At 62.4% G+C, this 14620-nt stretch carries 14 protein-coding genes and 2 pseudogenes; 9 read left to right on the top strand and 7 right to left on the bottom strand.

Annotated elements, in window-relative coordinates; translation table 11 throughout:
- Positions 1-3492, bottom strand: coding sequence for a PAS domain-containing hybrid sensor histidine kinase/response regulator (locus tag X741_RS157335; RefSeq protein ID WP_023777180.1), 3492 nt, complete (start codon positions 3490-3492; stop codon positions 1-3).
- Between the two features lie 249 nt (positions 3493-3741).
- On the opposite strand from X741_RS157335, the gene mscL reads away from it, so the two are divergent.
- On the top strand, positions 3742-4161 hold the full coding sequence (gene mscL, locus X741_RS157340) for a large conductance mechanosensitive channel protein MscL (protein ID WP_023768331.1): 420 nt from the start codon (positions 3742-3744) through the stop codon (positions 4159-4161).
- Between the two features lie 105 nt (positions 4162-4266).
- Entirely contained in the window at positions 4267-5433 is a 1167-nt protein-coding gene (locus X741_RS157345) for a pyridoxal phosphate-dependent aminotransferase (protein WP_023768330.1), read from the top strand.
- A gap of 73 nt (positions 5434-5506) precedes the next feature.
- Here X741_RS157345 and X741_RS01000000166425 read toward each other — a convergent pair.
- Positions 5507-6488: pseudogene (locus X741_RS01000000166425) on the bottom strand (aminotransferase class I/II-fold pyridoxal phosphate-dependent enzyme).
- A 235-nt stretch (positions 6489-6723) separates the two neighbouring features.
- Here X741_RS01000000166425 and X741_RS157350 point away from each other — a divergent pair.
- Positions 6724-6996: a hypothetical protein gene (locus X741_RS157350; RefSeq protein WP_348625675.1), complete on the top strand. Its 273-nt coding sequence runs from the start codon at positions 6724-6726 to the stop codon at positions 6994-6996.
- Here X741_RS157350 and X741_RS1000000170810 read toward each other — a convergent pair.
- Entirely contained in the window at positions 6993-7349 is a 357-nt protein-coding gene (locus tag X741_RS1000000170810; RefSeq protein WP_023777179.1) for a hypothetical protein, read from the bottom strand. The two genes, X741_RS157350 and X741_RS1000000170810, sit on opposite strands and share 4 nt — an antisense overlap.
- A 198-nt stretch (positions 7350-7547) precedes the next feature.
- On the opposite strand from X741_RS1000000170810, the gene X741_RS157360 reads away from it, so the two are divergent.
- The gene (locus tag X741_RS157360) at positions 7548-8360 is read left to right on the top strand and encodes a universal stress protein (RefSeq protein WP_023777178.1); all 813 of its coding nucleotides are present in this window, start codon (positions 7548-7550) and stop codon (positions 8358-8360) included.
- Positions 8361-8568: 208 nt separating this feature from the next.
- Positions 8569-8838, top strand: a complete 270-nt coding sequence (locus X741_RS157365; RefSeq protein ID WP_023764639.1) for a DUF6455 family protein — start codon at positions 8569-8571, stop codon at positions 8836-8838.
- Positions 8839-8942: 104 nt separating this feature from the next.
- On the opposite strand, the pseudogene X741_RS1000000169650 reads toward X741_RS157365, so the two are convergent.
- Positions 8943-9074: pseudogene (locus tag X741_RS1000000169650) on the bottom strand (CBS domain-containing protein); the annotation flags it as partial.
- Between the two features lie 134 nt (positions 9075-9208).
- On the opposite strand from X741_RS1000000169650, the gene X741_RS157370 reads away from it, so the two are divergent.
- Complete coding sequence (locus X741_RS157370) at positions 9209-9424, top strand: DUF1858 domain-containing protein (RefSeq protein WP_023777176.1); 216 nt, start codon at positions 9209-9211, stop codon at positions 9422-9424.
- Between the two features lie 3 nt (positions 9425-9427).
- Here X741_RS157370 and X741_RS157375 read toward each other — a convergent pair whose 3' ends face one another.
- Positions 9428-10129 carry a Crp/Fnr family transcriptional regulator gene (locus X741_RS157375; protein ID WP_023777175.1) on the bottom strand — a complete coding sequence of 234 codons (702 nt, stop codon included), beginning with the start codon at positions 10127-10129 and terminating at the stop codon, positions 9428-9430.
- A gap of 152 nt (positions 10130-10281) precedes the next feature.
- Here X741_RS157375 and X741_RS157380 point away from each other — a divergent pair, with 152 nt between their 5' ends.
- The 3 genes from X741_RS157380 (at position 10282) to X741_RS157390 (ending at position 12414) form a co-directional block, all read left to right on the top strand.
- On the top strand, positions 10282-10716 hold the full coding sequence (locus X741_RS157380) for a pseudoazurin (RefSeq protein ID WP_013897078.1): 435 nt from the start codon (positions 10282-10284) through the stop codon (positions 10714-10716).
- Between the two features lie 118 nt (positions 10717-10834).
- Positions 10835-12007, top strand: coding sequence for an NnrS family protein (locus tag X741_RS157385; protein ID WP_023777174.1), 1173 nt, complete (start codon positions 10835-10837; stop codon positions 12005-12007).
- Between the two features lie 74 nt (positions 12008-12081).
- A complete protein-coding gene (locus X741_RS157390; protein WP_348625674.1) occupies positions 12082-12414 on the top strand; it encodes a cytochrome b/b6 domain-containing protein in 333 nt (110 codons plus the stop codon).
- A gap of 68 nt (positions 12415-12482) precedes the next feature.
- Here X741_RS157390 and X741_RS157395 read toward each other — a convergent pair whose 3' ends face one another.
- Both X741_RS157395 and nirK read right to left on the bottom strand, forming a co-directional pair.
- Positions 12483-13352 carry an SUMF1/EgtB/PvdO family nonheme iron enzyme gene (locus X741_RS157395; protein WP_023777172.1) on the bottom strand — a complete coding sequence of 290 codons (870 nt, stop codon included), beginning with the start codon at positions 13350-13352 and terminating at the stop codon, positions 12483-12485.
- A gap of 54 nt (positions 13353-13406) precedes the next feature.
- The gene (gene nirK / locus X741_RS157400) at positions 13407-14513 is read right to left on the bottom strand and encodes a copper-containing nitrite reductase (RefSeq protein WP_023777171.1); all 1107 of its coding nucleotides are present in this window, start codon (positions 14511-14513) and stop codon (positions 13407-13409) included.
- Positions 14514-14620 lie beyond the last annotated feature (107 nt).

The raw sequence follows: 14620 nt of genomic DNA, 5'->3' as shown, positions 1-14620 counted from the left end.
CTATTCCGCCGCCGAGGCCAGCGGCCTGACCCTGGCCATCATCGAACGCAGCACGGCGGGTTTCAGCGGTTTGTTGATCACCGGGATCTCGAGCCCGCTTGCGGCCGCCCGCACCTCGTTGGAGCGGTCGGCCGTGACCAATACGGCCGGCAGGCCGGCGCCATGGGCCGCCCGCAGCCTGACGATGATGTCGAGACCGGTTTCGCCGTCGAGATGGTAGTCGGCAAGCACGATGTCCGGGCGGCCGATCGCGGCGGTCTCCAGATCGCGTGAGCCGGATACGGTGTCGACATGGCACCCCCAGCCTTCGAGCAGCAGCCGCATGCCTTCGAGGATGCGGGCATCATTGTCGATGCAAAGCACATGCAATCCCGCCAACGAAGCCGCCGCCCGCGCAGGGCCTCTGGTCTTTTCAACCTCGCGTCGCGGCTCCTGCATGGCAGCGACCGGCAAAACAACGGAAAAGCGCGTGCCTTTGCCTGGATTGGAGAAGATGCGGATTTCGAGCCTGAGCACCCGGGCGATGCGGTCGACAATGGAGAGGCCGAGGCCGAGGCCCTCGGCCTCTCGCGCACCCTCGTCCAGTCGCGTGAATTCGCGAAAGACCGTGTTCAGCTTGTCACCGGCAATGCCGATGCCGGTGTCGATCACCTGGATCTCCGCCAATTCGCCGCGCCGCCTGACGCCGACCAGGACGCGGCCGTGCCGCGTGTATTTGATGGCGTTCGAGACGAGATTCTGGATCAGGCGACGCAATAGATTGCGGTCCGTCATTACCGTCAGCGACGACGGCATGATCGTCAGCCCGAGCTTCTTTTCGGCGGCAAGCGGCCGGAAGTCGTTGCCGATCTGGCTCAGCAGTCCGTCGAGGGTGAAGGCGCTGTCATCCGGCTTCATCGCGCCGGCATCGAGGCGCGAGATGTCGAGCACGGCGCCCAGGATCGTCTCGACCGATTCCAGCGAGGATTCGATGTTGACGGCCGCCTTTCCGGCCGGCCCCTTGCCGGCTTTTTCGATCAGCGAGGAGCAATAGAGCCGGGCGGCGTTCAGCGGCTGCAGGATGTCGTGGCCGGCGGCGGCGAGGAAGCGCGTCTTGCCGAGATTGGCCTCCTCGGCCAGCATCTGCGCCTGCGCCAACTCCTCATTGACCCTGGTCAGTTCGATGGTGCGGGTCTTGACGCGCTGCTCCAGCGATTCATTGGCGCGCTTCAGCGCCAGATCCTGTTCGACGCGCCCGGAAATGTCGGCATAGGTGGCGACGATGCCGCCATCCGGCATCGGGTTGGACCGCAGTTCCAGGATGCGGCCGCTGGTCTTCAATTCCATCTGCCAGGGGCTGACGAAACTGGTCAGCCGATTGAGCATCGTCACCCGCTGGTCGGCGGGGATGTCGCCGCGTTCGGCCAGATGGCGCAGGATCTGGTCGAGCGAGACGCCGACCTGGCCCATGTCGTCGGGCAGGTCGAACAGCGCCCGGTACTGGCGGTTCCAGCAGATCAGCCTGAAATCGCGGTCGAAGACGGTGATGCCTTGCTCCATCTGGTCGAGCGCGATCTGCAAGAGGTCGCGGTTGTGCTGCAGCGCCTCGGTGGCGTCGTCGAGCAGGCGGAAGGCATCGCTGGATTCGCGGTCGTGGCGCCGGAACAGCAGCGACAGGATCAGCCGCGCCGAGGAGGAACCGACAGCACTTGCCAGCAGTTGCTCGGAGAAGCGGATCACGTCCATGCTCGCCTGCTCCTTGCCGAGCAATGTGGTGCCGTTGGTCTTTTCGAATGATTGGAAGGAGCGCTCGGTGCGTTCGACGCCGAGATAGCGCCCGATCGTATCCTTGAGGTCGTTGACGGTGATGGCGGTGCGGAAGCGGCGCAGGCTCGGCATCGGGCCGGCATCCCTTGGCACGAAGATCGATGCCTGGATGCGCTCCAGCGGCACCGACGCGCGCGACAGCGAGCCAAGCACGAAGAACAGCGTGTTGATAGACAGGCTCCACAGCACGCCGTGGTTCAGTGGTTCGGCCACAGTGCCGAACAGGGCCTGCGGCCGCAGCGCTTCGAAGCCGAACAGCCCGTGCACGACCATGTCGGTATCGGGCGCGACAAGCGAGGGCAAAAGCAGCGTGTAGCCCCAGACGAGGATACCGGCGACCATGCCGAGCGCGGCTCCCCTGCCGTTGGCGCCACGCCAGATCAACCCGCCGACCAGTGCCGGCGCGAACTGCGCGATGGCCGCGAACGACATCAGGCCGATCGATGACAGTCGTGCACTGTTGGTGCTCTCGCGGTAGTAGAGGAAAGCGATGAACAGCAGGATGAAGATCGCCCCGCGCCGCACGTTGAGGATCAGCGTCGACCAATCCTCGTTCTCTGAGGTCGAGGTCTTGAGCAGGCGCCGCACGAACAGCGGAATGACGAGATCGTTGGAGATCATGATCGACAGCGCCACGCTTTCGACGATCACCATGGCCGTTGCCGCCGACAAGCCGCCGATGAAGGCCGCCATGGCAAGCACGTCATGGCCGCTGAACAAGGGCAGTGACAGCACGTAGAGATCGCTGCTGGTGCCGGTGCCGACCAGGGAAAGGCCGGCAAAGGCGATCGGCAGCACGAACAGGTTGATCGCCACGAGGTAGAGCGGGAACACCCAGGTCGCGGTGCGCAGTTCGGCCTCGCCACGGTTCTCGACGATGGTGACGTAGAACTGCCGCGGCAACAGGATGATGGCAAAGCCGCTCAAGCCCGTCAGCACCAGCCAGGTGGCGAGCGAAGTGTTGTAGCCCATCGCCTGGCGCACCTGCCCGTTCTGCGCCAGCTTGGCGAACATGTCGCCCGGGCCGCCGAAGATCAGGAAGGTGACCATCAGGCCGATCGCCAGGAAGGCGGCAAGCTTGACCACGGTCTCGACCGCCACCGCCAGCACCAGTCCGTCCTGGTGCTCGGTGGCGTCGGCGTGGCGGGTGCCGAACAGCACCGCGAACAGCGCCAAGAGCATGGCGACGACCAGCGAGATGTCGCTGACGAACGGATCGAAGGAGGGCGGCGATCCCGTATAGTGCTCGATCATCAGGCTGACCGAGCCGGAGATCGCCTTCAGTTGCAGCGCGATGTAGGGCACCGCGCCGATGGTCGCGATCAGCGTGGCGATCGCGGCGACGGTGAAGCTTTTGCCGTAGCGGGCGCCAAGGAAGTCGGCGATCGAGGTGATCTTCTCGGTCTTGGCCAGCCGCACGATACGGTTGAGCAGCGGGAAGCCGAACACGAACACCAGCACCGGGCCGGTATAGATGCCGAGGAATTCGAGGCCGCGCTCGGAGGAGAGCCCGACCGAGCCGAAGAAGGTCCAGGAGGTGCAGTAGATGGCAAGGCTGAGCGCATAGATGAAGGGCCGCGCGCGGCCGGGTCCGGAGACAGCCGAGCGGCGGTCGCCCAGGCTGGCGATGGCGAACAGCAGCGTCACATAGGCGATCGCGATGATGACGATGAACAAGCCCTGCACGCCTGGAATTTCCTCCTTTGCCGCCTTTTTATCCGGCTTGTGCGAACGCAATCACAGCTTGGCGCTGGAGTCCATCGCGGCTTTGGCAGCATGATCGGGGCGACGAAGCGAGCCCGGGCGCTGCCTAAGGAGAAAGCGGTTGCTTTCCCCTTTTTGCCCATGTTGCAACCGCAGGTTTTTGTTATGTTGCCTTCAGGTCGAAGCCAAGGACGGAGCGGCAGCGCGGCCGGCCATGACAAGGAGGGTCGAATGCTGAGAGAATTCCAGGAATTCATTTCCAAGGGCAATGTGATGGACTTGGCCGTCGGCGTCATCATCGGCGCAGCTTTCAGCAAGATCGTCACTTCGTTGGTTGACGATGTCATCATGCCTTTCATTGGCGCACTCGGAGGGGTCGATTTCAATAACTACTTCATTGGGCTGTCGCACAATGTAACCGCCACCAACTTGGAAGATGCGCGCAAGCAAGGCGCGGTCTTTGCCTATGGCAGCTTCATTACCGTGGCGCTGAATTTCCTGATCATTGCGTTTGTCATCTTCCTGATGGTCAAGGCGGTGAACAATCTGCGCAGGCGGCTCGAGGCCGAGAAGCCTGCGGCCCCCGCCGCGCCGCCGCCCGCCGATGTTGCGTTGCTGACCGAAATCCGAGATCTGCTCGCCAAGCGATAATGTAGCCAACCGTTGCTGGACCAAAACCCCGGCCGTTCGCGGCCGGGGTTTTCCGTTCAAGCATCTGGTAAAGAGCGGCAACCCTAATCGAAAACGGATTTGTCTATGAGCCTGATCGACAGCTTTCGCGCCGAAGCCCGTGCCGCACCTGAGAGCGGCATTGTCGCCGTCGTCAATTACGGCCGCCTGCGTGAGGGGCTGATCCCGCTCTGGGCCGGCGAGGGCGACCTGCCGACGCCGGCCTTCATCACCGATGCCGCGTCGAAGGCGCTGGCAGGCGGCGAGACGTTCTACACCTGGCAGAGGGGCATTCCCGACCTCAGGCAGGCGCTGGCCCGCTACTACGCCAGGCATTTCGCCAAGACCTTCCCGGAGGAACAGTTCATCGTCACCGGATCCGGCATGCATGCCATCCAGATGTCCCTTACCGCTCTCGCCGGCGCTGGCGATGAGGTGATCTATCTGTCGCCGGCCTGGCCGAATTTCGACGCCGCCGCCGCCCTGTCGGGCGCCGTTCCTGTGCCGGTCACGCTCGATCATTCCGGCAATGGCTGGTCCTGCGACGTCGAGAAGATCGCCGCGGCGATCACCCCGCGCACCAAGGCGCTGTTCATCAACACGCCGTCGAACCCGACCGGCTGGACCGCCGATCACGAGACCTTGCGGGCGATCCTCGATCTCGCCCGCGCCAAGAACGTGTGGATCATCGCCGACGAAATCTATTCGCTGTTCCACTATGGCCCTGGCCGTGCGCCGTCCTTCCTCGACATCGCCACGGCGGAAGACCGCATCCTGTTCGTCAACTCCTTTTCCAAGAACTGGGCGATGACCGGCTGGCGCGTCGGCTGGATCAAGACGCATCCGAGCCTGCAGCAGGTGTTCGAGAACCTGATCCAGTATTCGAATTCCGGCGTCGCCCAGTTTATGCAGCGCGGCGCCGTCGCAGCTCTCGACGAGGGCGATGGTTTCGTCGCCGAACAGGTGGAGCGGGCGAGGAAGGCGCGCGACCTGGTCTGCGGCATTCTTGGCGCCACCGGCCGCGCCCGGTTTACCGTGCCGCAAGGCGCCTTCTATTTGTTCTTCACGGTCGACGGCATCACCGATTCGCGCACGGCGGCCTTCGACATCGTCGACAAGGCCAATGTCGGCCTGGCTCCGGGAACCGCCTTCGGTCCCGGCGGCGAAGCCTTCCTCAGGCTGTGCTTCCACCGCCGCCTCGACCAGATCGAGGAGGCCGCGCACCGGCTGGCGAAGTGGATGGGAACTGTCTGAGCAGGCGGCGAAGCCCGAAATGGAAGTCGCTCTGGTGCCTCAGATGCCGCCGGAGTTGAGTTTCAAACGGGCTTCAGCCGCCTGACTTGGGCACCAGCAGCGGCACGATCCGGTCGCTCTTGGCGACAGAAGGCCGGCCGGCGGAACCATAGGGAATGCCCAGTGCATCCCAGGTCTCGACCAGCGCATCCTGCAGTCCAGCGATCAACTCATCCGAATGGAACGGTGTCGGCGTGATGCGCAGCCGCTCCGTGCCGCGCGGCACGGTCGGGTAGTTGATCGGCTGGATGTAGATGCCGTGCACGCCAAGCAGGCGGTCGCTGGCCATCTTGCACAGTTCGGGGTCACCGACCAGCAGCGGCACGATATGGGTCGGCGATTCCATCACCGGCAATCCGGCGGCCGACAGGATCTGCTTGGTGCGGCTCGCCTGCTGCTGCTGGGCGTCGCGCTCGGCCTGCGAGCGCTTGAGATGGCGGATCGAAGTGGTGGCCGCGGCGGCGATCGCCGGCGGCAGCGCCGTGGTGAAGATGAAGCCTGGCGCGTAGGAGCGCACCGCGTCGATCACCGCACTGGTGCCGGTGATATAGCCGCCCAGCGTGCCGAACGCCTTGGCCAGCGTGCCTTCGATGATGTCGATGCGGTCGGCCAGGCCCTCGCGCTCGGTGATGCCGCCGCCGCGCGGCCCGTACATGCCGACCGCATGGACCTCGTCGATATAGGTCATGGCATTGTGGCGCTCGGCCAGTTCGACGATCTCTCTGATNCTCGAGCTCGACCAGCGGGTTCGAGGTGCCGGAAATGTTGCGGGTGCCGCCGGCGCCCGAGCCCATCTTGCCGGCAGCGTCCTGGAACGCGGCGATGACGTCGGGATGCTGGCCCATGCCGAGATAATCGTTGGAGCACCAGACGGTGATTTCCTCGGCGCGGCCGTTGGACCGCCATATGGCGCGCGGAAACTTGCCCGCGATGCGCTCGAGGTCGGCGAAGACGCGATAACGCCGCTCGGCATGGAGCTGGTCGATCGCTTCTTCGAAGAACCGCTGGTAGTTCATGTCAAACCTTCCTGAATGAAAAAAGCCGAGTGGCCGTGAGAGCATCGAAGCTCTTGGCGTCACCTTTGCAGCGGCAAGGCAGGCTCGCATTGAGCCAGGTCAATTTTTGCTAGCGCGCTCGAGGGTTCGGCGAAATGACTTCCTTCCTCCAGTTCGAAGAACGGACTCCCAAGCGCAAAAGCATGTCTGAGCACTGCCACGTTGGCCGGGCCCAACCCACCATTGCAAATAGCATTTGGCCGCCGCGAAAATGATTCAAATCAAAGCGCTGCAGGGATCCTTCTTTCACAGTGGCGCGATGTGGAATCCGATCGCAAGCGCGCCATATGGCCGTAGCCTCGAACTGGCCGTCATCGATGATGATGGCCTGCACACGCTCGTATTCCCCTGTGAAAAAGGTAAGGAAGGCTGGAAGGACGCCGCCACCGGTGCTCGCGTTGGCATTCGGCCGACCCACTGGCGGCACTGGAAGCCAGAACACAAGCAGACAAATTCACTTCCTGCTTAATGCGTGGAGTCGGCGATCATCGCCATGCGCACGAGGTGCGACAGGCTGCCCGCGCCCATCTTGCTCATGACATTCGCGCGATGAAAAAAGCGCTGACCCTCAAGCTCAGGCAAGGCCTCCCGCACCGGCTTTCCGATGACCTGCCGCTGACCGATCAAGCGTTGATAGGCGGCGTTGGTCAGTTGGAAAACATGGCCGGGCTCGCTCAGCAAGGTCATGAACCCGGGAGCTTGCTCAAACATCAGGGCAAGAAGCTCATGTTCCGCGGCGCCGCGCTGTTCCTCGCGCTTACCATCGGGAAGCACTGCCGCCGCGGTTTCGCGGCCAGATGGGACTGGCGCCTTCTTGCTCACTCATGCAGCCCTTGGATTTGAGAACCGGCAACGCTGGCTGACGTAGCACTCCCTTCGCAGGCATACCGCTCTGGAACGGGTAGAATCGCCCCACCGCCGCGACAATCAAGACGCAGTCCTTTGACCCGCATCAAGGTGTCGGAGGCCGAAGCATGCAATTGGCAAGGCATTCCACCGTCTTCAGCGCGAGGAGTTTTCATGTCCTACAGGTCGATAATCGTCAATCTCACAGTAGACGCGGATCCGGTGCCCATCGTGAAGCTCGCTGCGGGCCTTGCCGAGCGCTTTGACGCTCATCTGATTGGCCTGGCGGCCGCGGATGTCCCGCCACTGGTCCGAACCGGCGAGGGGTTGGTCTACGAAGGTGAGGTCATGCAGATCCAGCGGACGGAAATCGAAAAACGCCTCGCCGAATTGCGCGGCGAATTCGAGCGGCTGGTTCCGTCCGCCGTCAGCAGCGAATGGATGCAGCAGGTCTGCAGTCCGACCCGCCTGCTTAGCATTGCCGCCCGAGCGGTTGACCTGATCGTGACCGGCGGTGGTGAAGGCGGTAATGTCTTCCGCGCCGTCGATGTCGGTAGCCTGGCGCTTGGCAGCGGTCGACCCGTCTTTGTCGCGGCCGACAATGTCGAGCATGTCTTGGCAATGACCGTCCTCGTCGCTTGGAGGGATGCCAGGGAGGCGCGCCGGGCGATCGCTGATGCCTTGCCCTTTCTGTCGAAGGCCAATGAGGTGGTCGTCGCCACGATAGAGGGCGATGCCGATGACAGTGTCCGCAACAGCCTGGCGGACGTGGCGGTCTATCTCGAGCACCACGGCATCATGGCGAGGACGAAAATACTCACCGGCGAGGCCAAAGCAGAACGGCTCGTGGCGTTCGCGCGCTCGATCCGCGCTGATCTGATCGTCTCTGGCACCTATGGTCACAGCCGATTGCAGGAATGGGCGTTCGGCGGCATCACCCGCACACTGCTTCGGGAGAGCGGCATCAATCGGCTCATGTCGTACTGAGGCCATAACCTGGCTGCTTACAACTATGGGGCACGAAGTCACAGTCCGGATCGAACCGATCCCTCAAGGGAGCCTTTGACCGTGATCACAATTGCTGGCTCGGAAATCGGAAGCGGGGGACCGGACGCCGACGAAGCAGTTTGTTGACCGAGATCAATGTCATGGTGCTGCCTGCAGGCAATGATTGGCATGTGCAGGAGCAAACCACATGACCTTTCTCGACTATCTGATTTCGGTTGACGCCAGGACGGCGTTGATGGGCCGCATGATGCGGGCACTGGGCGTCGACAGGCAATTGAAGGTCGTGCCGGATCACGCGGCTGTCACCGACCGGGCGGCAAACCGCTGCCGTGCCTGCGGTCATCAGGACGAATGCTCGACCTGGCTCGACGATCACCACCAAGCTGACGAGCCACCGGCCTATTGCCGCAACAGCGACCTGATCGCTCGGTTGCAACACGTGTCTGGCGACCGATAGTCTTTCAGCTCATCTGGACAGCAAAATGAAATGAACGCGGCTAGCGAAAGCAGCGAGCGATCACCGCCAGCGGCTTCAGGCACTCAGCCGGTCTGATCACGCTGACCGCTGATCTTGTTGGCGAGCATCAGTGCTGCCGCATCGGCGACTGACGCAGACGGGTCAACCGCGATCACCGGCGTGGTCATTATCGCTTCGGCTTGCCTGGCTGCCTCCTCGGATATTTCCCCACGCATATCGAAGTCTCGCTCGCGGCGTCCTTGATCTGAATCATTTTCAGGAATCGGCAACGTCGGCGGCAGGTTGCGAAAGCGCAACGACCGCAGGGTTGCCGGGATGTATGATGACACTCTCAACTGCGGAGGCGACCGTGAAGAAGTCCGGTTCTATCAGACCCGACATGGTCGTGGACGAGATCATGAGAAAATGGCCGGCAACGGTGCCGGTGGTGCTGAGCTACAGAATGCTTTGCGTCGGCTGTCCGATCGGCGCTTTCCATACCGTGACCGAAGCATGCCGCGAGCATCAGGTCGACGAAAGCCGATTCATTTCGGACCTGGAATCGGTCGTTCGAGGGGAACCGTGAGGATCATCCCTTGCCCCGGCTCTCGGCGAGAACCACGAGGCGATGCGCATCCTTGACCGTGACTTTCTGGCGTCCGCTGACGATTATTCCGACGTCTTCCCATTTGCTTAGCAGACGGCTTACCGTGTGCAGCGTCGTGCCTGTCATCTCGGCAATATCCTGCCTGGAAATTGGGAAGTCGATTGCGATGCCGCTGTCGGTCTTTCGGCCGGTTTGGTTTGCCAAACGCAGCAACGCATGCGCGACCCGCTGCTCGACCTGCTCGGTCGACATCTCGACCACCCGCGTCTGGGTCTCCTGCAGCCTGGTACCGACGGTCTTGTAGGTGGTTGCTCCAAACGCCGGAAATCGTCGCACCAGCTCCGGCCAGAGTGCGTTGGGCCAGGCCAGCACCACGCAGTCGACCGCAGCGACGGCGCTGGCGGGATAGGTTGTCCGGCCCAGCGCGGCGGCGACGCCAAAGATCTCGCCTTCGCTGATGTATCTGGCGATGACCTGCTGTCCATCCGGCGTGGTGCGGACGACCCGTATGTAGCCCGAAATCAGCACGAAAAACGAATGAGCCTCGCTTTCCTGTTCGAAGATCGCGGACTCCTTGGCATAGCGTGACGATCGAGCGCTTCTGAGGATTTCGTTTTGCTCTTCGGGAGCCATCCCCTGGAAGAGCGGCAGCTGCGATATCAGCGATCGGTCCAGCGCAGCCAAAACGAATTTCCTCACGACCCGACACGCTGCGCCAATCGCGCGGCAAACCTTTCTTAGCGCGAGTTTGCGCCAGCGCAAATTGTTCGCAGCCGCATCGGGCTAAATGACGTGGAACGGCGCAATGCCGCGAACATGAGACAAAGGATAAATCGATGAAACTCTTCCTCGCTGCTGCAATCTCCCTCCTCGCGCTCGCCGGCGGCGCAAGCGCGGAAGAGCATGTCGTGCAGATGCTCAACAAGGGCGAAAAAGGCGCCATGGTTTTCCAGCCGGCCTTCGTCAAGGCCGCACCCGGCGATACCGTAAAGTTCGTGCCGACCGACAAGACCCATGACGCCGAGTCGATCAAGGGCATGATTCCGGATGGCGCCGAGCCGTTCAAGGGCAAGCCGAGTGAGGAGATCACCGTTACGCTGACCAAGGAAGGCGTCTACGGCGTCAAATGCGCGCCCCACTATGGCATGGGGATGGTCGCTCTGATCGTTGTCGGCAAGCCGGTAAACCTGGATGCGGCGAAAGCGGTCAAGCACGTAGGCAAGGCGAAGACGGTGTTTGCCGACCTGTTCACCCAAGTTGCGGCCAACTAGCCGCAATCAGACAGCCTGCTCGCCGCAAGTCGGAGTGGGCAAGGGCCGGACGGACCGAGGGCGGCGGTTCATCCGGCCCTTTTCATTTGAGGATACAAGTCATTTGGGGACACAAGTCATGGCAATTGCACGTCTGCGGCGCTATTCCGGCCCCGCCTTTCTTTCCTACGGGTTCAGGCCCTTCTTCTTCCTTGGGTCATTGTATGCCGCGCTCTCGATTCTGCTCTGGCTGCCGATCTATGCGGGCGAGCTCGAGGCCCACAGTGTATTTGTTCCGATCGATTGGCATATCCACGAGATGCTGTTCGGCTATCTGCCGGCGATCGTTACCGGGTTCCTGCTGACCGCCATCCCCAATTGGACTGGTCGGCTGCCCGTACAAGGCTTGCCGCTGCTGGCGCTGGTTGTCCTGTGGCTTGCCGGGCGCGCCGCTGTCTTCTTCTCGGCTGACATCGGCTGGCAAGCAGCCGCGGTGATCGACGGCTCATTTCTGTTTGCGGTGGCTGCCGCCGCCGCCCGCGAAATCATCGCCGGACGCAACTGGCGCAACCTCAAGGTGCTGCTGCCGCTTGTCGTGATGGCCTGCGCCAACGGTGCGTTCCACATCGAGGCCCATGTCCAGGGCACGTCGGACATCAGCCGCAGGCTCGGAATGTCCGCGGCGATCCTGCTCATTTCGCTGATCGGCGGGCGCATCATTCCAAGCTTCACGCGCAATTGGCTCGTGCGCGAAAATCCTGGCAGGCTGCCGACGCCATTCGACCGTTTCGACATTGCATCTCTGACCATTTCAGCCATCGCTCTGGGCGCCTGGACGTTCGCCCCCGACAACGATATCTCCGGGCTGCTCCTGGGAGCCGCCGCCAGCCAGGCATGGCGGTTGGCGCGGTGGGCTGGCGATCGCACCTTGCGAGATCCGCTCGTTCTCATTCTTCACCTCGCATACGCCTTCGTGCCGGTTGGACTTTGGCTGATTTCGGCGTCGATTTTCTTGCCTGCGATGGTGCCGGTTGCTGCCGGACTCCATGCTTTGGGCGCCGGCGCCGTCGGCTCGATGACGATCGCGGTGATGGCCCGCGCCACGCTTGGCCATACCGGTCGGCAACTACGGGCCGGACCTCAAGCGATTGTTGTCTTCGCCGCAATCCTCATCGCAGCCCTGTTGCGCATACTTGCTGTTTTTATACCCTATGAGGGGATCGTTCATGCCGCGGGCGCTGCATGGATTCTGGCGTATGCCGGCTTCCTCCTGACTTACGGCATGGCCTTGACGACGCAGAAGGCCAGGTAGCGATGCGACGGAAGAGACTGTGACGCCAGCCCCTGCCGCTACAGTCAAGGCGGCAGGGCGGCGGCTGCGCTTTCATGACACGCATGCCCGTCAGCTTACAAATGCGTAAGCTTCCGGCCACAATTCCAGGAGGATTCGCGCCCGGTGCTCCTCGCCCGGCGGACCGCGGGCCCGTCTGGATGCGGATCGCCGCGCGTGGATCGCACGGCCTTTTCTATCTTGTCTTGCTCGCAACGCCGATTGTTGGGCTCCTCGCTTTCTATGTTGGCGATCCGTGGGGCGACATCCATTCGCTCAGCAAGCCGGTGTTTATCGTCCTGATTTCGGTTCATGCCTTGGCGGCACTGTTCCACCAATACTGGCTTCGCGACGGCACGCTGAAGCGGATGCTGTCGCCCGGCCGATAGGACGGGTCTGGAAATTTGTCGCCCACGTCAAAGCCGTGCCTGTTGGCATGATCTGACGGCGCCTGCCGTCAGATCATGCCCAAATGGGAGAGCAGATCGCTCGCCCAGCCAGGGCGATCCCGAACCAGCCTGAACCCCAGATTGTCGGGGGGCAGGCCAACAGCGCAGCCTCCGCTTTTTCCGTCACTGACGAAGTTCGACATATAGGCTCTGTGAAGGCCTTCGAGGACGTGGACGCCGCAATTGTCGACCGAACTCGCAACACCGCTTCCGTCTTCGGCCAGCGTGGTGCGGACATAACAAGTCGAAGTCCACTCCCAGACGTTGCCGGAGAAGTCGGCCAGGCCGCGCGAATTCACACCAAAGGAGCCCCGGCTCCTTGGCAACGGGTCCGGCTTGCGATTGAGGTCAAGTTCTGCCTGGTAGCTGGTGAGCCAACGTCTGGCGGGGTTGTTGGCATCGTTTTCGACACCCTCGAATTCCCCAGCGAACCGCTCCGCCGCGGCAAAGGCCCACTCTTCGTCGGATGGCAGCCGCCACAGGCTGCCGGTCACGTCAGAATACCACCGGGCGTAGGCAACGGCGTCGAGGTAGCTCACTCCTGTTGCAGGTGCATCGCGCGGGATTGAGCGGGTCTCCTCCGCCGGCCGACAGACGCCAGCCGACACACAATCCGCGTAGTCGGCAGCGCTGACCTGAGAGGTCATGATCTCGAGCGGACCGTTGAGTTGCCGCTCGACTATGGGATTTGCTTGCGGGCGTCCGCCCCTAAGGTACTCGCCCGGCATCGGATAGATGATCGAACCTGGACGCAGGCTGACCGTCATGGCAGCGACGTGGGACTGTCTATGGCCACTGGCTGCCTGTATCGATAACCCAACCGGCACGGCTGCGGCCATCATGGCGATCGGCATGAGTTTCAGGATGAAAGCCGACATGTCTTTTGTCCATGCCCGGACAGCATTGCTGTCCGGGCAAATTGAAAGTGCCGTTCAGTTGATGGCGATGGGTTTGGGCGCTTCGACCTGCGTCATCAGGTCGTCATTCCAATCGCCCTCGACCTTGAAGTGAGCGGTTGCTCCGAGTTCCACGGCCTCGATCAGATTGTGATTGACGTAGGCGTAGACGCCCGGCTGCAGGAATGTATAGAGCGCCGCCCCCGCAGAACCGCCGCGGATGAACCAAGTCTCCAGATCCTTGGCCGGCGGGTTTGCGAATTTGCCCAGCTCCCAGACATAATCGCCGTGGCCGCCGATCAAATGCGGCCGCGTATCGCGATTGGCCTGAGAATGGACGATGAGCACCGTTTCGCCGACCTTGGACTTCATGGCGTTGTCGCCGGTCAGGGATCCGACCTTGCCGTTGAACACCACATGGGTCGGAATAAGCCCACGCATCACCTTGACGGTGTCATCGTAGCCGTCGCCGGCGGATTCGTAGCTCTTGAAATTGCCCTTCTCGTCGCGCGGAATGTAGAAGTCACTCTCGCCGATGTAGAAGATCTTGTCGTACTTGACCGGTTCGCCCTTTTCGTTCCTCAGCCCGTCGCGCGGCAGCACCATGACGGCACCGTTCATGCCGGACACGACGTGCCAGGGGATCATCGCGCCGCCAGGGGCGCAGTGATAGACAAACGTTCCCGTCCGCGTCGCCTTGAAGCGCAGGGTCACCTGTTCGCCCGGATTGATCAAGGTCAGGCCGCCGCCACCCAGGCCGCCGGTCGCGGCGTGGAAGTCGATGTTGTGGGCCAGCGAGTTGGTGTCGGGATTGATGAGCGTCAGCTCGAGGTAGTCGTCCTGGTGCACGACCATCAGCGGGCCCGGGATCGAGCCGTTGTAGGTCATCGCGTTGAGCTTTGCGCCGTCGGCATCGATGACGACAGGTTTTTCCTCGATCGTCATGGTGAACTCGACGATCTTCGGCCCGCTCTTGGCGATCTGGTCATGCGGATGCACAAAAGGCGGTGCCACGAGCGTGATCTGTTCACGGGGTAGCCCGCGGATCTCCGCCTTTGTGACCGTTGCCGACAATGCCGGCAGTGCCGCAACGGCGGCAGCGCCGAGCGCTGCTCCGAAGAGGGCTTCGCGTCGCGTGATCATGTCAATCTCCTGTGTCTCGACCGTTGCGGATGAGAAGAAAGCTACAGGACCTGACGCAGGGTTTCTTTGCGCTGGCGCAAATTGATGGGCGTTAGTCGGAGAAACAA

The sequence above is a fragment of the Mesorhizobium sp. LNHC221B00 genome (assembly GCF_000502935.1).
Taxonomy (GTDB): domain Bacteria; phylum Pseudomonadota; class Alphaproteobacteria; order Rhizobiales; family Rhizobiaceae; genus Mesorhizobium; species Mesorhizobium opportunistum.
Note: the sequence above shows the minus strand (reverse complement) of the source record. Positions and strands in the feature narration are given on the sequence as shown.